The organism is Providencia sp. LY12 (assembly GCF_057621555.1).
The window spans coordinates 1,835,172-1,853,684 of the sequence record NZ_CM172594.1 but is presented as its reverse complement, the minus strand read 5'-3'; the positions used below and the strand labels follow the sequence as shown (position 1 = coordinate 1,853,684).

At 40.6% G+C, this 18,513-nt stretch carries 19 protein-coding genes and 1 riboswitch; of the genes, 10 read left to right on the top strand and 9 right to left on the bottom strand.

Translation table 11 applies throughout. The annotated features are described in order from the left end of the window. Window positions 1-3: 3 nt before the first annotated feature. A complete protein-coding gene (locus ACY3ZI_RS08750) occupies window positions 4-180 on the top strand; it encodes a DUF2526 family protein (RefSeq protein WP_108479034.1) in 177 nt (58 codons plus the stop codon). A gap of 160 nt (window positions 181-340) precedes the next feature. Here the strand turns inward: ACY3ZI_RS08750 and ACY3ZI_RS08745 are convergent, their stop codons facing one another. From ACY3ZI_RS08745 to crcB, 3 genes are all read right to left on the bottom strand, one after another. Then, the gene (locus ACY3ZI_RS08745) at window positions 341-1,525 is read right to left on the bottom strand and encodes a M20 family metallopeptidase (RefSeq protein WP_211885302.1); all 1,185 of its coding nucleotides are present in this window, start codon (window positions 1,523-1,525) and stop codon (window positions 341-343) included. Between the two features lie 80 nt (window positions 1,526-1,605). Continuing rightward, window positions 1,606-2,829: a hypothetical protein gene (locus tag ACY3ZI_RS08740; RefSeq protein WP_487377153.1), complete on the bottom strand. Its 1,224-nt coding sequence runs from the start codon at window positions 2,827-2,829 to the stop codon at window positions 1,606-1,608. Window positions 2,830-3,425: 596 nt separating this feature from the next. Then, window positions 3,426-3,806, bottom strand: coding sequence for a fluoride efflux transporter CrcB (crcB, locus tag ACY3ZI_RS08735; protein WP_006659423.1), 381 nt, complete (start codon window positions 3,804-3,806; stop codon window positions 3,426-3,428). A gap of 108 nt (window positions 3,807-3,914) precedes the next feature. Next, a riboswitch (Fluoride riboswitch) is annotated at window positions 3,915-3,984 on the bottom strand. A gap of 144 nt (window positions 3,985-4,128) precedes the next feature. Here crcB and fetA point away from each other — a divergent pair. Continuing rightward, on the top strand, window positions 4,129-4,782 hold the full coding sequence (fetA, locus tag ACY3ZI_RS08730; RefSeq protein WP_487377150.1) for an iron efflux ABC transporter ATP-binding subunit FetA: 654 nt from the start codon (window positions 4,129-4,131) through the stop codon (window positions 4,780-4,782). 54 nt (window positions 4,783-4,836) lie between these two features. Further along, a complete protein-coding gene (fetB, locus tag ACY3ZI_RS08725; RefSeq protein ID WP_249215436.1) occupies window positions 4,837-5,577 on the top strand; it encodes an iron efflux ABC transporter permease subunit FetB in 741 nt (246 codons plus the stop codon). Between the two features lie 56 nt (window positions 5,578-5,633). Here the strand turns inward: fetB and ACY3ZI_RS08720 are convergent, their stop codons facing one another. Then, window positions 5,634-6,683 carry a LacI family DNA-binding transcriptional regulator gene (locus ACY3ZI_RS08720; protein WP_211885299.1) on the bottom strand — a complete coding sequence of 350 codons (1,050 nt, stop codon included), beginning with the start codon at window positions 6,681-6,683 and terminating at the stop codon, window positions 5,634-5,636. A gap of 238 nt (window positions 6,684-6,921) precedes the next feature. On the opposite strand from ACY3ZI_RS08720, the gene ACY3ZI_RS08715 reads away from it, so the two are divergent. The 3 genes from ACY3ZI_RS08715 to ACY3ZI_RS08705 all read left to right on the top strand — a co-directional run bounded on the left by ACY3ZI_RS08715 (window position 6,922) and on the right by ACY3ZI_RS08705 (window position 10,112). After that, window positions 6,922-7,650: an SDR family oxidoreductase gene (locus ACY3ZI_RS08715; RefSeq protein WP_036953676.1), complete on the top strand. Its 729-nt coding sequence runs from the start codon at window positions 6,922-6,924 to the stop codon at window positions 7,648-7,650. Window positions 7,651-7,686: 36 nt separating this feature from the next. After that, window positions 7,687-9,309, top strand: a complete 1,623-nt coding sequence (locus tag ACY3ZI_RS08710) for an FGGY-family carbohydrate kinase (protein ID WP_211885296.1) — start codon at window positions 7,687-7,689, stop codon at window positions 9,307-9,309. 515 nt (window positions 9,310-9,824) lie between these two features. Continuing rightward, entirely contained in the window at window positions 9,825-10,112 is a 288-nt protein-coding gene (locus tag ACY3ZI_RS08705; protein ID WP_036953682.1) for a hypothetical protein, read from the top strand. Between the two features lie 54 nt (window positions 10,113-10,166). Here the strand turns inward: ACY3ZI_RS08705 and ACY3ZI_RS08700 are convergent, their stop codons facing one another. Next, the gene (locus tag ACY3ZI_RS08700; RefSeq protein ID WP_211885295.1) at window positions 10,167-11,060 is read right to left on the bottom strand and encodes an endonuclease/exonuclease/phosphatase family protein; all 894 of its coding nucleotides are present in this window, start codon (window positions 11,058-11,060) and stop codon (window positions 10,167-10,169) included. 222 nt (window positions 11,061-11,282) lie between these two features. Continuing rightward, a complete protein-coding gene (locus ACY3ZI_RS08695) occupies window positions 11,283-12,317 on the bottom strand; it encodes a LacI family DNA-binding transcriptional regulator (RefSeq protein ID WP_211885290.1) in 1,035 nt (344 codons plus the stop codon). 236 nt (window positions 12,318-12,553) lie between these two features. On the opposite strand from ACY3ZI_RS08695, the gene ACY3ZI_RS08690 reads away from it, so the two are divergent. Genes ACY3ZI_RS08690 through ulaA form a run of 3 tightly spaced genes read left to right on the top strand, consistent with a single transcriptional unit; the run spans window position 12,554 to window position 14,576 of the window. Beyond that, window positions 12,554-13,000, top strand: coding sequence for a PTS sugar transporter subunit IIA (locus ACY3ZI_RS08690; protein WP_211885289.1), 447 nt, complete (start codon window positions 12,554-12,556; stop codon window positions 12,998-13,000). 20 nt (window positions 13,001-13,020) lie between these two features. Beyond that, window positions 13,021-13,308 carry a PTS sugar transporter subunit IIB gene (locus ACY3ZI_RS08685; protein ID WP_006659412.1) on the top strand — a complete coding sequence of 96 codons (288 nt, stop codon included), beginning with the start codon at window positions 13,021-13,023 and terminating at the stop codon, window positions 13,306-13,308. 11 nt (window positions 13,309-13,319) lie between these two features. Beyond that, the gene (gene ulaA / locus ACY3ZI_RS08680) at window positions 13,320-14,576 is read left to right on the top strand and encodes a PTS ascorbate transporter subunit IIC (protein ID WP_006659411.1); all 1,257 of its coding nucleotides are present in this window, start codon (window positions 13,320-13,322) and stop codon (window positions 14,574-14,576) included. Between the two features lie 59 nt (window positions 14,577-14,635). Here the strand turns inward: ulaA and ACY3ZI_RS08675 are convergent, their stop codons facing one another. Together ACY3ZI_RS08675 and map are read right to left on the bottom strand one after the other, a co-directional pair. Next, entirely contained in the window at window positions 14,636-15,442 is an 807-nt protein-coding gene (locus ACY3ZI_RS08675; protein ID WP_181478465.1) for a bestrophin-like domain, read from the bottom strand. 258 nt (window positions 15,443-15,700) lie between these two features. After that, window positions 15,701-16,471: a type I methionyl aminopeptidase gene (map, locus tag ACY3ZI_RS08670; protein ID WP_211885288.1), complete on the bottom strand. Its 771-nt coding sequence runs from the start codon at window positions 16,469-16,471 to the stop codon at window positions 15,701-15,703. A 301-nt stretch (window positions 16,472-16,772) separates the two neighbouring features. Between map and ACY3ZI_RS08665 the strand changes: the two genes are divergently transcribed. Then, entirely contained in the window at window positions 16,773-17,192 is a 420-nt protein-coding gene (locus ACY3ZI_RS08665; protein WP_487377140.1) for a DUF5339 family protein, read from the top strand. 68 nt (window positions 17,193-17,260) lie between these two features. Here ACY3ZI_RS08665 and ACY3ZI_RS08660 read toward each other — a convergent pair whose 3' ends face one another. Beyond that, complete coding sequence (locus ACY3ZI_RS08660; protein ID WP_487377489.1) at window positions 17,261-18,463, bottom strand: nicotinamide mononucleotide deamidase-related protein YfaY; 1,203 nt, start codon at window positions 18,461-18,463, stop codon at window positions 17,261-17,263. Between the last annotated feature and the right edge of the window lie 50 nt (window positions 18,464-18,513).

The window sequence follows — 18,513 nt, the reverse complement described above, 5'->3', positions numbered from 1 at the left end:
GCTGTGAATTACTATCAAGAAATAACAAACAAAGTCGCCTTATTGCTAGATGAAAACTCCGTTCATAATATGAATGAAATGCTAATGCAGCTTTCTCATGATGATAAGCTAACCCAAGAACAACGCTTTGAGCTGCAACAACGCCTTAGAGACGCTATTTTTGTTCACCATAATTCGTAATTAACGTTTAATTAAATGGGATTTGGCGGTTAATATCTCGATTTAAAATACAAAAGAAAAGCCTGAGCAATCTATTTATTACTCAGGCTTGATTTAATAATCTATTATCATGATGTGAAACCCTAACAGCCTATTTTCTGCACTAAGTCCCATTATTTTATTAGAACTTATCTTGCTGTAAATAAGACCATGCATATTGCGCATACAGTTCTGCACCTGACGCCATCACATCTTCATCAATGTTAAAACAGCCATGGTGATGCGCCCATTGGGTATCTTTTTCTGGGTTACCTGAACCTAATAATGCAAAGCAGCCCGGAATGTTTTCCATATAAAAGCTGAAATCTTCCCCACCAGGGGTTGGTCTTTCTGCCATTAATGTATTTTCACCAAATGCTTCGCTGATCACCGACTGCGCCAGTAATGCACTGCGCTCTTCATTAATCACTGGCAGCGTACCGTAGATATAATCCACTTCAGCAGTGGCGCCGTACATCGCGGCAGTATGTTCGGCGTAACGGCGGATAGCCGCTTCAATGCGAGTACGGGTTTCAATGTCAAAGCAACGTACCGTTCCATCCAATACCGCATTTTCTGCAATCACGTTGAATCGGGTACCTACTTCCATTTTGCCAATAGTCACAACGGCTGAGTCTAGCGAGGAAGTTTCACGGGAAACCACCGCTTGCAAATTCATCACAAATGACGAGGCAACGATTGCGGCATCAACGGTCGCTTCCGGCATCGAACCATGCCCACCTCGCCCTTTAAATTTCACGACCAACAAGTCCGCAGAAGCGAATGTCCCGCCGACATTACACGATATTTTTCCTGATGGCGTCGTAGACCAGATGTGCATACCAAACACGTTGTCCACATTGTCCACAGCGCCTTGTTTCACCATCGCTTTCGCACCCTGCGCTATTTCTTCAGCCGGTTGAAAAATCAGACGAATATTTCCTTTTAACTCATCACGCACTTCATATAACGCTTTGGCTGCGGTTAATAACATCGCGGTATGCGCATCATGCCCACATGCATGCATCTTCCCTTGATTTGTCGATTTATACTCAAGGGAATCATTCAATTCCTGAACAGGTAATGCATCGATATCCGCACGTAAGGCGACCGTTTTTCCAGGTTTTCCGCCTTTAATGTCCGCAATAATTCCGGTAGGTTCTGTGAGGCGATACTCGATACCAATTTTTGCCAATTCTTCAGCAATACGCTTCGTGGTTCTCACTTCCTCAAAAGGTAATTCTGGATGTGAGTGAAGGTCACGACGAAAAGCAATCATCGCTTCTGTGTGTTTTTTAATGGATGCTGTGATGCTGTTATTGACCATTTTTCTGTCCTTTTTCTATTCTTTTCGCTTTCTTAAACTATTATTTTTCAGCGTGTTAAATTTTAATATTCTATTTATCGTTATGCCGCAACAGGCACAATGTAGGCGACCATAATCCCCGCTAATACCACGGAAACCATTGTGACAGAGATAAAACCACCAACTAACATTGGTCCTAACATATGGCTAGTTAAAATCTGACGTTCTTTTTCATCTTTGGTCAGTGCGTTAATGGCTTCATTGGTAATGATATAATCCGCGGGGAAACCATACAGCGCCGTCAATGAGACTGCGAAAGCCATCTCTTTTGATACCCCTAGAATTTTTCCGACAATCCAAGACGCGATAAACATGCCGATGACCGCTGCCACGATCAACACCACCATTGGATAGACCAATCTCAACAACATATCCGGCGTTGCATGATTTAACGTATCAAAGATAAATAGCATTAATGCCATGATAGCAAAGCCAAAACCGTTCGCTTTCTGCAGAGACTGCCTTTCTAAAAAGCCCATTGACGAGGCAATAACACCAAATAATAAGCACAAAACAAACGGACTTATGCTCACATAAGGTGCAGCAACGGTAGAGACTAGATAGGCGAGATATCCCACCACCACTAAGCGTAAAAATTGGAAATAGCTGGTGTTATAGTGGCTCGGAATTCGCTTGAACATGCGAGGCATTGCACTTTCAGATGCCAGTGTTTTGACTTCGACATCATCCGAACCGTCAACGGCCAATGACTCTTTCCAAGTACCATTGCGATACTGCTCAAGCACTCGGCGACCTTCACGTTTCAACATGATGGCCGTGAGTGGATAACCGGCAAAACCTTGCATCACATAAATTAAGATGGCAAATACTGAGAGATCCACCAGCCCAGCTTCCGCAGCACCTTTTGACATAATTAATGAAGAGACGATGCCACCGACTAATGGCGGGATTGCCACTAATACTGTATTTAAATCAAATAACGCCAGACCTACTCCATAAATAAAGACGATGATCCCCAAAATACCAGATAACGAAATTAAGATAGTCTTCCATTGGTGTAATAGTTCTTTCAATGACAGCAATGTACCCATATTGGTAATGAGTAAATACATCAACATCACGGCGACAACTTTTGGTATTCCCGCAATGCTCACAATATCTTTAGGAAAGAATGTCCAATAACCTAAAAGGAATAATACCGCACAAACAAACACTGATGGGATCCATGCTTTTGTTCGTACTGCAATGGCATCCCCGATGTACAGTATCCCGACAATTAATAACAGAGCTAACATTTGTGACATAAGCTTTTCCCCGTATTTATTATTTTTATTTATTTCTGTTTTAGTTATTTAATCTATTAATTTTGATATGTCGGATTTATTCATTCAAAATAAAGAGCAGAATAAAGCCAAATAGCACATATCCATCCAAGCCATTACATTTAAACAACAATTTCATCATAACATTGAATAAATAGATGTATAGATTAAGTTACAGTGTAAGGCTAAAAATACACTAGTAAAAAACTGTAGATTAAATAGTCATATATGAGGGGAAAGAATAAAAATACAGAGCGATAGTTTCGTATTCAGCTCCGTTTTTAATAGGATATTTTTTATGCTTTATATTCGATGATAATTCGTACTTTTTCAGCTTAGGGAAAACGATAAATTTATAATCTATTGCCCTGAAATATATTTTTATGCATTCACAATTTTGATGCAGTTATATCACGATAAAAATTCATCATTATCACCATTGGTAACATATTCTGCTTTATTTCGTGATTCTCTTTTTTTGCTCAAAATAGAAACAAAAATAGCCTATTCACACTTAGGGATAGGCTATTAATCGTACGAAAATAATCGGTGGAAAATAAATACTTAATTAAAATCTATTATCCTTGAGAAAGCATGTTATGGCACAACATACCGAGCAGCGTAAATAATAAAGCCCCGAGAACATGAATCGCGATCGTGCTAAATGCCACCACCAATTTCCCTTCTTGCAGCATCACCAACACCTCCAACGAAAATGTTGAAAACGTCGTAAACGCCCCACAAAAGCCTGTAACAATAAACAGTTTGTAAGCAGGGTTAATATTGGCGCTCGCAAAGTAAGAGACAGCAAAACCAATGATAAAGCCGCCAACTAAATTGACGAAAACAGTACCAAATGGAATGTGAGGGTGCAGATTATTCAGTTTTAAGCCAATCAACCATCTTAACCAGCCACCTAAAACGGAACCTAAAGCAATAGAAATGAGGGATGCATACATTACCACTTTCCTTACAAGTTAGATGGGAATAAATGCAAGGAAAATCTCCTGCAGACATTTATGCCCTAAATTCGGGCACATAACCTACGCGCCCATTCAAATGAAAAGGTTTACGTAGGCATCATCAGTCCACATCAAGGACGGTTAAACTAGGAGGAATGCCATCTCCTAACGAGACGTTGATGAAAATAATAAGGCAACTATTTTCTTCATGCAAATCTAATTTGCCAAACCTATTCCAGATAACGCGGTGTCTATTTACCCTAAATTGGCGCATAATATCCGTAATATCGATAATAGAATTAGATGGATTAGGTCAAATATGGAAACAAAACAGCCTTTATTACAGCTTAAGAATATCGGTTTTCAGGTTGGTCAGAAGATAATTTTAGATAATGTGCAGATTGACCTATACCCCGGTGAATTTAAATTGATCACGGGTCCTTCTGGTTGTGGCAAAAGTACATTATTAAAAATTGTCTCTTCACTCATCCCACCAAGTTGCGGTGAAATTCTGTTTGCTGGCGAAAACATCAACGCAATTGCACCAGAGAAATACCGTCAACAAGTCTCCTATTGTACTCAAACGCCAACTCTCTTTGGCAATACCGTGTATGACAATCTCTTTTTTCCTTATCAAATACGGAATAAACCATTTGATAAACAAAAAATCCTCGATGATTTAAGCTATTTTTCACTACCTGATACCATCCTAGAAAAAGGCATTAATGAGCTTTCAGGCGGCGAAAAACAGCGAGTCTCATTGATCCGTAATTTACAATTCTTGCCGCAAATTTTATTACTGGATGAGATTACTAGTGCCTTAGATGAACAAAATAAAATCAAAGTGAATGAGCTTATTCATCAATTAGCGGTCAAGAATAATATTGCCGTCCTCTGGGTAACTCATGATCAAGATGAAATTGGCCATGCTGACGATATTATTACCCTTCCCGTACACCATAGCGAAAAATAGGAATTAATCGTGCATCAACCTACTATTTCCAATGAGTCGCTCGCATTTTCTATCATGTTAGTCTTAGTGGCTATTTTTATTAGCCATAAAGAGAAGCTCTCTCTTGAAAAAGATATTATTTGGAGTACGTGCCGCGCCATTGTTCAGCTATTAATTGCGGGTTATATCCTCAAATATATTTTCCACGTTGACCATAAGGCACTCACTGTTTTATTGGTGCTATTTATTTGCTTTAACGCCGCCTGGAATGCGAAAAAACGCAGTAAATACCTCGATAAACTATTTCCAACCGCGTTAATTGCGATTACTTCAGGCACATTTTTAACCTTGCTAGTATTAATTCTCACTGAAGCTATCGCGTTTACCCCAATGCAAGTGATTCCAATTACAGGGATGATTGCCGGGAATGCCATGATTGCCGTCGGACTCTGCTTCAATAACTTAGGACAGCGCTTTAATAGCCAACAACAGCAAATTCAAGAAATGCTCAGCTTGGGCGCCACACCTAAAATTGCGTCAGCCTCGATTATTCGTGAAAGTATTCGAGCGTCATTAATTCCTACGGTAGATTCTGCCAAGACGGTTGGGATAGTGAGCTTGCCCGGTATGATGTCAGGGCTAATTTTTGCGGGGGTCGATCCTTTGCAGGCTGTTAAATACCAAATTATGGTGACATTTATGCTATTAGCGACGGCAAGTCTCTCCACGATTTTGGCGGGGTATTTAACCTACGTAAAATTTTATAATCAGCGCCATCAATTGCGTTTAGATTCTTTAAATAAAAGCATTAAATAAAAATATTAAGTAGACCAAATCAGGCTTAACATTTCTGCTTTAAGCCTGATTTTATTTTATTCTGTTTTTCCTATCATGACAGGCATCACCTCAATCAGCTGAGGCTGGCTTTCTCCCGATTCTATCAAGGCGAAAATTTGCTCTAGCATTGCGGGAACATCCTGTTTAACCATCTCAATATCATTCCCAAGTAATGCAACAAATGGATCCCAGTCAAAACATCCCATCGGTGGCTGATGCGCTCCCGTATGCCCCTCTTTCATCAACCACCTCATCACCCCTTCCAATGAAATGGTCGAATTGACAAACAACCCACAAAGTTCAATGTCTGGAGACGTTCCTTTTTGTAAAAATGAATGCTGAGAAGAATATGTCGAGAGTGCTCGTTCGGCTTTTTCTGGCGCATAACCACAAGTCAAAATATGGTGTTGAGGAACCTCTATATTCAAAGAGTTGTGAGCATCGATAAACCCTCGAATTCGCTCTCGAGTGTTATGCTCCTCTTCCCGTCCCCCCACAAACACCAGCGATTCTGAGGATGCGGCTCGTTGCTGCCTTTTCTGTAAAATATTGAGCGTTAACTGCTTTGCACCTTGATAGTTATCGGAAATCACCGAAGGAGCCAATGTACCAGGTAAGTCCAAATTGAGTGTCGGCACACCTGATGCGTGGCAGATTTGCGTAATTTTATCAGGATCGGTTGCCCCCGTTGAAATCAACCAATCCACTTGATATGAAAGCATTGCCTTTGCGGCTTCTAACTCTAATTGGGGATCACGGCGTGTACAGGTAATAATAGGAAAGAGCCCACGTTCACGCGCCATCTCCTCAAAATGCTCCACAACCGACCCAAAATAACGGTTATCATATTTAGGAACCAACATCCCAATAATTTTGGATTTATTACTGCGTAATAGACTCGCTTGCTTATTCACCGAATAGTTTTGCTCTTGCGCTATTCGCATAATTTTTTCAGCTAATTGAGTACTAATACGCCTTTTTTGCCAATTTCCATTTAATACAGCGCTAACGGCACTGGCTGAAACCCCTGCCAATTCTGCAAGGTCATAGATCGTGGTTTTCTTGTTTTGTCTGATCTTGCTCACAAATTTATGCCTCCATTTTTTCCTAGCTTGACACCAAAGCGTAAAAGTCGCAATACTGCTCCATCGATTGAGCGACATCGAAATTAACCTAGAATCGAGTTGATATGGCGATTTGCCTGCATTCTCACTCACTGAATACATTCCGCCAAATCCCCTCGTAACTTATTAAAATTAAATTAATTTCTAATACTCAGTTTGACTTCCCTATTGATTAACTAACTTATCCGGAGTGAACATCATGGCTATCTCATTAGAAAACAAAGTTGCCGCCATCACAGGTGCGGCTTCTGGTATTGGACTTGAGTGCGCACGTACCCTACTCAAAGCTGGCGCAAAAGTTGTTTTAATTGACCGTGCCGAAGAGCGATTAAATCAGTTAGTTGCCGAATTAGGCGACAATGCAATTCCTCTGGTTGTTGATTTAATGAAACCAGAACAAGTGGATGGCATGTTAGATGCCATTTTAGCCAAAGCGGGTCGCCTAGATATTTTCCACGCTAACGCAGGTGCTTATATCGGTGGTCCTGTCGCAGAAGGCGACCCAGATGTTTGGGATAAAGTATTAAACCTCAACATCAATGCCGCATTTCGCAGTGTACGCGCCGTTCTCCCACACTTTATTGAGCAAAAATCAGGGGATGTCCTGTTTACTAGCTCAATCGCAGGTATGGTGCCCGTGATTTGGGAGCCTATCTACACCGCGTCTAAATTTGCAGTTCAAGCGTTTGTCCATTCAACTCGCCGCCAAGTGTCCCAACACGGAGTTCGCGTTGGGGCAGTATTACCAGGTCCTGTTGTCACTGCATTACTGGATGACTGGCCAAAAGAAAAAATGGAAGAAGCATTAGCTAATGGCAGCTTAATGCAACCTATCGAAGTCGCTGAAGCGGTTCTCTTTATGCTGACTCGTCCAAGAAATATCACCATCCGTGATCTTGTGATCCTACCAAACAGTGTTGACCTCTAGTTTTTACCGATAACCATAAAGATTGTGAGAGGACATATGAACAGCCCTACGCAAAGTAAAAATGACGACGTCGTCATTGGTATTGATGTCGGTACAGGCAGTGCCCGTGCAGGTATTTTTGATCTGCATGGCAACATGCTTGCGTCAGCTAAACACGATATTACGCTCTACCGTGATGGAGCCAATTTCGTAGAGCAATCAAGCAACGAAATCTGGAATGCCGTTTGTTATTGTGTGAAACATGCAATGGCAAATGCCAAGATTGATGCGAAACGTGTCGCAGGAATTGGTTTTGATGCGACCTGTTCTCTGGTTGTTTTAGATAAAAACCAGCAACCTATTTCTGTCAGCCCGAGTGAGGATCCTGAACGCAATATTATTGTTTGGATGGATCACCGCGCCACTGAACAAGCTGAGCGCATCAATAGCCTAAAACATCCAGTATTGAATTATGTTGGGGGTAAAATTTCCCCAGAAATGGAAACCCCAAAAATTCTTTGGTTAAAAGAAAATCGCCGCCAAACTTATGATAATGCGTGGCAATTCTTTGATTTAGCAGACTTCCTAACGTGGAAATCAACGGATTCTTTAGCGCGCTCTACATGTACAGTAACCTGTAAGTGGACTTACTTGGCGCATGAAAAACGCTGGGATGCTGACTATTTTCGCCAAATTGGTCTCGCTGAATTAGCGGACGAAAACTTTACCCGCATTGGTCAAGAAATTGTCGAACCAGGTACTCCAAACGGAAGCGGCTTAACCGCCCAAGCTGCTGAACAAATGGGACTGTTGGTTGGGACGCCAGTTGCCGCAGGGATGATTGATGCTCATGCTGGTGGAATTGGTACAGTTGGGGTTAATGGTGATGCTACTGCAAATATGGCATATGTTTTCGGTACGTCTTCCTGCACGATGACCACCACCCAAGAACCCGTATTTATTCCTGGCGTTTGGGGTCCTTATTATTCTGCAATGGTCCCAGGGATGTGGCTCAACGAAGGGGGACAAAGTGCTGCCGGTGCGGCAATTGACCAACTACTTTCGTTACATCCGATGTCCGCACAAGCCAAGGTGATGGCAAAAGAACAAGGCAAGTCATTACCCGTTATGCTAGCAGATAAAGTATTAGAAAAATCAGGTACTCCATCTCAAGCAGTTGAATTAGCTAAAGGTATTCATATTGTTCCTGAGTTTTTAGGCAATAGAGCTCCTTTCGCTGATCCCCATGCGAAAGCCATCATTGCGGGCTTAAGCATGGATAACAGCTTTGATAACTTACTTGCATTCTATACCGCTGGCGTTTGCAGTATCGGCTATGGATTACGACAAATCATTGATGCTCAGGCACAATCAGGCGCGGTTATCCAAAACATCGCTATCAGCGGTGGCGCTGGTCAGCACCCACTTATCCGCCAACTTCTAGCCGATACCTGTGGTATTCCTGTGATTTCAACTCAAGCGGATGAACCTGTATTACTGGGCTCTGCTATTTTGGGTGCAGTCGCGGGAGGTGTTTGTGAGAATGTTGCACAAGCAATGGCTCAATTTGCAAACATTGATTTAACTTATCAACCTAATGAGCAGTTTAAATTACATCATCAAACTCGGTTCACTTCTTTCCAGCATTTACAACAATGTGCTAGAGAATTGAAAGGTTAATTTGCTAATTTAAACAATTAAAAAAAGGGATAAATTTTATTTATCCCTTTTTATTAAAGGCAATAAAACAATATTAAAACAACGTACAAATAAATAATTAACATTATATATCGGAATTAATAGTAATCATTATAATTAAAATAAAACCATAATATAAATAACCATTAGATACATATGAAACAAACGCACTAATGTATGATGCAGGACATCGAAAACCCGGCCATTACATGCAAAAAGTAAGGAAAACCTCAGATTTGTTAGAGAGATCATCTGATGAAATATTCATTTTCATATTTTTTAATATGATAGAATTCCATTAATATTTACAAGGATTAAATTCTGACTTTCACCCTTCAACATTCTTTCAGAGAAATAAATTGCTAACATAATGATATAATGGAAAATACGATTTTAGGGTTAATTTAAAAACCAAAAACTAAAATCATCCGACTAATTTTGATAAAAGATTTATAGTAACTTGTGTACTATTCAAAAAAACAAAAATAGGACCCATCATGACAAATACACAACTACTGTTGTTGGCAACCAACAACATCAAAAATAATACCGAACTCAGCCATTCTCAAGAGTCCTATGTTTATCAATATTACTATGAAAACGTCGCCAATAAATTCTCGACAATTAAAGAATTTATGTATGAATTCATTATATTAACTAAACCCGCCTTAGAAAATGAAGCGGATTTTCACGCATTAAGCTCACGCATTTACGCCGCTATTGAAGAGTACTTAGGGATAGCTCAAGTCCGTTATATTCAGCGCCAAAAATTACTGCAAAAGTAAGTGATTCTAATAAAAACAGACCTCAAATAGAGGCCTGTCCACTATCCCAATAACTTACTGTTCTTGTAACTCAAGTTCTGCAATAACCGGCAAATGGTCACTGACTTTTGACCATTGAAAGTCTTTACTGTCTGTTGGAATTGTCATGGTTTTCACATCCCAAACCTGACCTTTATAGGTAAAGATATGGTCGATATCTATGGCAGGGTTAACGGCAGGCCATGTGCGATAATTCACCCCTTTTTTCTCAACCGGATCCCAAAAATAGCTGATTTCCTGAATAGGTTGCTCTTTTGCGGTTGAGTTAAAATCCCCTGCGAGGATTTTGATAGAGGCAGCAATATTATCAAAACCTGTTTCGGTATCACCAATCGTCGCATCGAGAATATGGCGAACTTGGCCTATGCGGATGGTAGGATCTTTCTGCCAGTCTAAGTGAGTTCCCATGATAATAATGGGTGAGTCAAAACCAGGCTTGGTAATTTGCGATAACAACACCACTCGCTGTTCTGCTCCGCCTGATGGTAAATTCACGACTTGGGATTTCTCAATTTTATATTTTGATAAAATTCCTACACCATATTCACCACCATCAAAATCGAGTGCCTTACCAAACGCAAAATCCATTTTGTTCGCTTTGGCAATTTCCTCTAGTTGGTTCACTTTCTTACTACGTGCAGTTTTATTGTCAATTTCAGTTAAGACAATAACATCCGCATCAATCTTAGCGATCGCTTTGCTCAATTCATCTAAATTAGCGACATCCGCCGCCAACTCATTTTTACCAATATTATAAGTGGCAACTTTGATCGTTGGTTTATTTGCAGAATACACCTTATTCGGCGTTCCGCCATTTTGTACCATTAAAACTTCAGAACCTGTTGTTGCCGCTGTCGCGCCACACGAAATTAAAATTGCGGCAGACACGAGTGTTTTTATTGATTTCATAATGTACTTATCCCCAGAGTAATAACTATCTCAAGTTAAACAAAGCATCTATCTCTGCATAAAATCTGAACATGCACGATAGATATAAGGAGGAAATTAGCACAGAAGAATAAATAAACAGTGACCTCTACAGCATTCTTATTTCGAGATTAAAAATAACTTTTAACCTTTACGTGATTCTGTGACCGGATACACAATGTAGTGCAACAAATGCAGTGGTTTCTAGCCACTTTGCCTTGCCTCAAATTTATAAGGGAAGACAATTTCATCCTGAATATTGGCAAAGCTTTCTTCAGTATTCCCTAACCATTTTAAGAGTTTCTTCGCAGTCTCTCGTGCCATTTTACTGTAATCAATGCGCACAGATGTGAGCGATGGATGAATATGATCGCAATTTCCCGACCCTTCAACGCACACCACGGCCAACATCTTCGGAATTTTGATTAGCCGCCGCTGACATTCAAACATGACTCCTAACGCTATCATTTCATGGCTACAAATCACGGCTTCTAATTCTGGTTGACGGGTCAACATTTCACTAATTGCCTGCCGCCCAAAGTCCATGGTGGCCACGTATGGCGTCGTAATACTTTGCTCAGCGCTCAAGTTATGCTTTAACAGTGTGTTATTCCAACCACTCAGTTGTTGCCCCTGCATTTTGCTGTCCATTTGCGCACCAATATAGCCGATACGCTGGTGACCTTTTTGCAGCAAATAATTCGTAAGAAAACTGACTGCTTCCCCTAAATTATTTTTTATATTGAGTGTAAAGCGATGAGCAGGATCCCCCGTCACATTAATTACGGGAATTGGCAAATTATTCAGAGTTCCCAAAGCACTTTCAGAATTCATTGCACCAAAAATCACTAATGCGGCGGGGCTACTTTGCAACAGCGTGAGTAACACCTCAGACTCTTTTTTATGCTGATAATCATGACTACCAATCACCACTTGATAATTATTTTTGTTCAAGACTTCTTGTAAAGCTTGCAGAAAAACTGAGCTTGCATTGTCTCGTAATGATGGGATCAATACTGCAATTGTTCGGCTTTGACCTGACGCTAAAATGCCCGCAGCGGAATTGGGAATGTAACCGAGCTCCTCAACAGCTTCATTGATTTTCTCCCTCAATTTATCCGAGACTAACTCCGGTGTCCGTAAAGCACGCGATACCGTCATTGAACCGACCCCCGCATATTTCGCGACATCTTGTAATGTGACTCTGCCTGTATTCTTTCTTTTTCGGGTTTTCTGCATGAAATTACTTTGTTTCGTCTAAACTTATTATTCAACGACGATAACTTACCACAGCTCCGATTTGTTAATTAACTGCCAAATGCACTAAAAATGATTTTATTAACGATATTTAGCCAAAATGATAGCGCTATCACGAAAATGAACAATTCAGCTAGATAGCGCTACCATAGATCACTACTATTCATTCCATTACTAAAACATCTAATAGAATTTCTTTTTTACCAGGAGCCAAGCCAATGCTAACTACGTTACTAACCCCGAATGTGGTTCAGGTGGTTGACAGCGCCAATGACTGGCGTGATGCAATAAAAATTGCCTGTAATCCCTTAATTAATAATAAATTCATCGAACCTCGTTATATTGATGCCATCATTCAATCCCACGAAAAAATCGGCCCTTACTATGTATTAGGCCCGGGCATTGCAATGCCACATGCCCGCCCTGAAGACGGTGTTAACCAGTTATCTCTCGGTTTAACGGTCATTAAACAAGGGGTTGAGTTTGGTTCAGAAGGTAACGATCCAATTAAGTTATTGATTGTTCTTGCAGCAACAGACAGCAACAGCCATATCGGTGCGATTGCAAAACTGGCTGAACTTTTTGATAACCAAGAAGATATTGATAGCATCATGCAATCAGAAAACGTAGATGACATCCTTAAAATCATCGCTAAATATGAATAATTGAGTCATAGGTAAATATTATGAAAATCACTGTTGTTTGTGGAAATGGTTTAGGTACAAGTCTGATGATGGAAATGAGCATCAAGACAATTTTAAAAGATCTGCAAGTTGCGGCTGATGTTGACCACGTTGACTTAGGCTCTGCAAAAGGCACTGTAAGTGATATTTTTGTCGGCACCACCGATATTGCAGAACAGTTAGTTGCTCAACAAGTTGGCGGCGAAATTGTTGCTCTGGAAAATATGATTGATAAAGTCGCGATGAAAGAACGTCTGAGCGTGGCTTTACAGAAACTCGGCGCGATGTAACCGGAGGCTTCATGGAATTCTTTCGTTTTCTGATGCAAGATGTGCTTTCTGAACCGGCGGTGCTCGTCGGTCTGATCGCACTTATCGGTCTGATTGCCCAAAAGAAACCTGTTACTGAATGCATTAAAGGCACCATCAAAACCATCATGGGTTTTGTAATTTTAGGTGCCGGTGCAGGGTTAGTTGTCAGCTCTTTAGGTGATTTTTCCGCGATTTTCCAACACGCATTTGGTATCAATGGTGTCGTGCCGAACAACGAAGCAATCGTGTCTATTGCACAAAAAAGCTTCGGTCGTGAAATGGCAATGATCATGTTCTTTGCGATGTTAATCAATATCTTGATTGCTCGCCTGACCCCATGGAAATTTATCTTCCTGACAGGTCACCATACTTTATTCATGTCCATGATGATTGCGGTTATCTTAGCGACCGCAGGTATGGAAGGAACCATGCTCGTGGCTGTCGGTTCACTGATTGTCGGTTTCTGTATGGTGTTCTTCCCTGCGATTGCACACCCGTACATGAAAAAAGTCACCGGTTCTGATGATGTAGCAATTGGTCACTTCTCCACTATTTCTTATGTGTTAGCGGGCTTTATCGGTAGCAAATTTGGTAATAAAGAACATTCTACTGAAGATATGAATGTGCCAAAAAGCTTACTGTTCCTGCGTGATACGCCAGTGGCTATTTCGTTCACAATGTTCATTATCTTTATCATTACTTGTCTGTTTGCAGGCAGTGATTTTGTTCGTGAAGTGAGCGGCGGTAAAAACTGGTTCATGTTCTCGTTGATGCAATCCATTACTTTCGCAGCGGGTGTTTACATCATTCTGCAAGGTGTGCGCATGGTTATCGCCGAAATCGTTCCTGCATTTAAAGGGATCTCTGATAAATTAGTGCCAAATGCAAAACCTGCATTAGACTGCCCAGTGGTCTTCCCTTACGCGCCGAATGCAGTGTTAGTTGGCTTCTTAAGCAGCTTTGCCGCGGGTGTATTAGGCATGTTTGTTTTGTATGCACTGAACATGACGGTAATTATTCCGGGTGTTGTACCACACTTCTTCGTAGGTGCCGCTGCTGGGGTATTCGGTAACGCTACGGGTGGACGCCGTGGTGCTATTCTTGGTGCCTTTGCTCAAGGTCTGTTAATTACCTTCTTACCTGTATTCTTGCTGCCAGTCCTCGGCGACATCGGTATTGCAAATACGACCTTTAGTGACGCTGACTTCGGCGCTATCGGAATTTTATTAGGTATTATCGTTCGATAATCCTTCAACCCTCTGAGTTTATACTCAGAGGGTTTTCCTTCATTTCTGTGCTGCCTAACTTACTTTCCCAGCCAAGCACCATCCTTAAATAAGAAGTCCTGCAATAAAAGTAAATCATCCGGCGTAACATGGATCACCCCTTCTCCTGGGATATCAATTTCTGCAATCATAAACAGCGCCAATGTTGTCAAAGATGGCAGAATAACAATAAGCCAGTTTTTACCTTTTGTTCCTCGAATGTTATAACCTATCAAGACATTCGAGCAGACAGCGAAAAATATCAGTAAGAACCAAGCAGCATTCGGGATTTGGTGTCGCCAGCTCGCCATGGTTTTTTGTTGAGAAACATATAAATCACCAAATGCCGATAAAACCGAAGAGACCACAGGGTTCGGCGATTCTTGAGCCTGTTTCACACCGATTTCCCAGAGTTGCCCTTGTTTAGTCAGAGATGTCATCCGCCATTGGCTGTTTTCATCACTCACTCCCGATTTAAAAAATTCGATGCGCGCTTCAAGATATTGTTGAATAAGCAATGAGGCTTCTGCTCGTTCATCACCGCTGAGTAATTGTGCTCGTTGATAAGCATTTCCAATCGCAATTGCTTCGTTTTCTTCTGTTTGCTGGCGGTTGTTATAACCATTGATGGAAATCGATAATACAAAGCCAATCAACAGACCCAATAACGACAAAATCGCGCCTAAAATAATTTTTGCCTCATCATCCGCTAGCTCTTCATGAGCACTGCGGCGTTTAAAAATATATTTTCCAATATACGCAGAAATAATTAATAAAATGAAGGTGACAATAAATAAAAGAATAGAATCAATGGGCGTATCGTTAATTAACTCAGAGAGGTTAAACATGCGTGGCACCAAAAAAGTTTATTTGCCGATATATAACATGATCAAATGCGGAATATCTATGTAAATTACCTTTTTGGTGGGTATTTTAGTAATAAGCTTCAGGTCTGTTATCCAATAACGATAACCTAAGTTGAAATGACATCAATAAATGAATAGTTTCAGAATTTAAGCATTAAATTTAGCTTAATGAAAAAAATCGCCATATTCCATTTATGGTGAATATGGCGATTTGCAAAACTGTATTAGAACTAAATCGAATTAGCGCTCTTCATCACGCAAAGTCAGTACTTCATAACCATCTTTAGTGACCAAGATGGTGTGTTCCGACTGCGCAGAAAGCTTTTTATCTCGCGTCACGACCGTCCAACCATCTTTTTTGGTTTTTATTTTCATGCCACCTTGGTTGATCATTGGCTCTATGGTGAATGTCATACCTTCTTTTAGAACCACACCGCGTCCACGGGTTCCATAATGTAATACTTGCGGATCCTCATGCATTTTTCGACCAATTCCATGCCCACAATATTCACGAACGACGCTATAGCCATTTGATTCCGCATGATGTTGGATAGCTGATCCAATATCACCTAACGTAGCACCTGGTTTTACCTGCTTGATCCCTTCCCACATTGCATTATAGGTATCTTTCACTAATTTTCGGGCAAGTGGGGAAGCCTCTGGCATCACATACATTTTACTTGAGTCAGCAATAAAGCCATTTTTCTCAAGGGTAATATCCACGTTGATAATATCTTTTGGCTTTAAGATTTCATCGACTTTTGGCACACCATGACACACGACTTCGTTAATTGATGTATTTAGAACATATTGATAACCATATTGGCCTTTACTGGCTGGACGCGCTTGAAGTTCATTCACAATATAGCTTTCGACTTTGTCGTTAATTTCCATTGTGGATATTCCGGGAACGATAAACTCATCCAACATTTTAAAAACGCTAGCAAGTAATCGACCAGATTCTCGCATTAATTCTATTTCTTCAACATTTTTAATCGTGATATTGTCCATTGAGTTTCCTTTAAACTGCCGTTCACGTATTCAGCTTTTCGTTAAATAACGTGCTAAAAATCTGACTTAACATAAAATTGGTTATGACTATAAATTGGTATGATCATAACGTATCGCTTCATCCCATTAAAGCACTCCACTATTGAAAGGCACAAAACGGCATAAAATAAATACGCGATGATTTGCTAAGCTTCAAGGATTGTCTTAGTTACAGCTAGAATCATTGCTGCTAAATTACTAAGTAGAAAATTTAAATTTCTTACATTATTAATCAGTTATTGAGACTAATTTGAGGGAGCAAATGAAAAAATATTTACTGAGTATTAGTTTAGCCGCCAATGCTGTTTTACTCGTTGCGCTGATCTCTGTCGCTGTGATGCTATTTAATTTAAAAGCGAAGGTGGATAACGCAATTCAACAAGTGAAAGATGGTGAATATATTGAGTTGGCCAAAGATAATATTTTACCTGATTCTTTAAAAAATCTGTCTAAGATTGATGTCACAGATAAACCTTGCGACTATTTTTATCAGAATGTGGATGTGTTTATCGAATATTTGAAAGATAACCCAGACATTGCAGGTGCAGATATTTATGCCAATCAAATTACCGCATTAAAACGTAAAATTGAAAAAGCCCCTTCTATTTTTCAAGATAAAGCCTGTGAAAAAGGGATTTCTGGGCTTAATTTTATGATTGAAACTATCTCACCCACTGAATAATGAATATTAGCCACCCTCTTTTCATTGAGGGTGGTTTTGCAAATAATCCTAGCGACACATTAATTACTTTAGTTAACTTCCATCACTTGAATTTGCTCTAACCATTCATAATCCCCAATGATTGGGCGACCATCTAGCCAACGAGATAACATATCCAACATCAACATCACGCTAACCTGCTGTTTTTCCAGTTCTGAGTGATTGCGAGGTAAATAATTTACACACTGAGCATAACTGCCAGTTGGGGTGGATAATGCTAAAGATAAGGTTCCATCATAATATTCGCCAATGACTAAACCAATCCCACACTGATTTAGCGACCGACTATTTTTTGCAGTTTGGACTAAGGCTGCCAAATCTGAATGCGCTGCTGATTTTTCAATATTTCCTTGAGTGACAGGCACTTTTGCTGCATTCAATGTCCAATAGAGTAAGCCGGCACTGAACTGTTCGTGTGTCACAACTGAAAGCTGTTGTTGTTCAAGTGATTCTCGTACTAACGCACCAATACCTTCCGTGCCTTCAAATACTTTATTGTCACCAACACCCGCTTTCACGACTTGCCAAACTTGCTCCATCACATCGCGTTGATTTGCCGGCCCGGTCAATTTTAATTCAATGATTGGCATTGAAGAACGGTAACCCAACACGCACTCTTTTGGTAACTCAAGTGGGTCAAACTGCCTTGCAAGACTACTTTCACTACGACCAAAACTGGTTAGACGTAAACAAATTGGAGGCTCTGGTAACGTAAATTTTTGACGTAAACGAGGAATGATCTGTTCATTGACCATGACTTTAAACTCAGAAGGAACGCCCGGTGTAAAAAAGAACCAACAATCATTAAGATGCATTGCAAAACCACAAGCGGTTCCCACTGGATTATCAATAAGTTCGGCATTGGCGGGTAACATGGCCTGCTTACGATTGGTAGCTGGCATTTCACGCCCTCGAGCAGTGAAATAGCTCTCCATTACCGCAATCCACTCAGGATGCTCAATGAGGGGGACACCCACAGCCGTTGCAGCCGCTAAGGCACTGAGATCATCACTCGTTGGGCCTAACCCACCATTAACAATAATCACATCTGCATGATGGCTACGCTCGATAAATGTTTCCACTAAGCTATCAAGAGAGTCACCGACCGTGGTGCGGCTATGCAGCGGTAATCCTTGCTGGAACAAACAATCTGCTAGCCACGCCGCATTGGTATCAATAATTTGCCCATGCAGCACTTCATCACCAGTACTTAACATTTCTACAATCAACATCCCTGCGCTCCCTTTTTGAGGCTCACCATGAAAAGCCAATTTGGTCATTA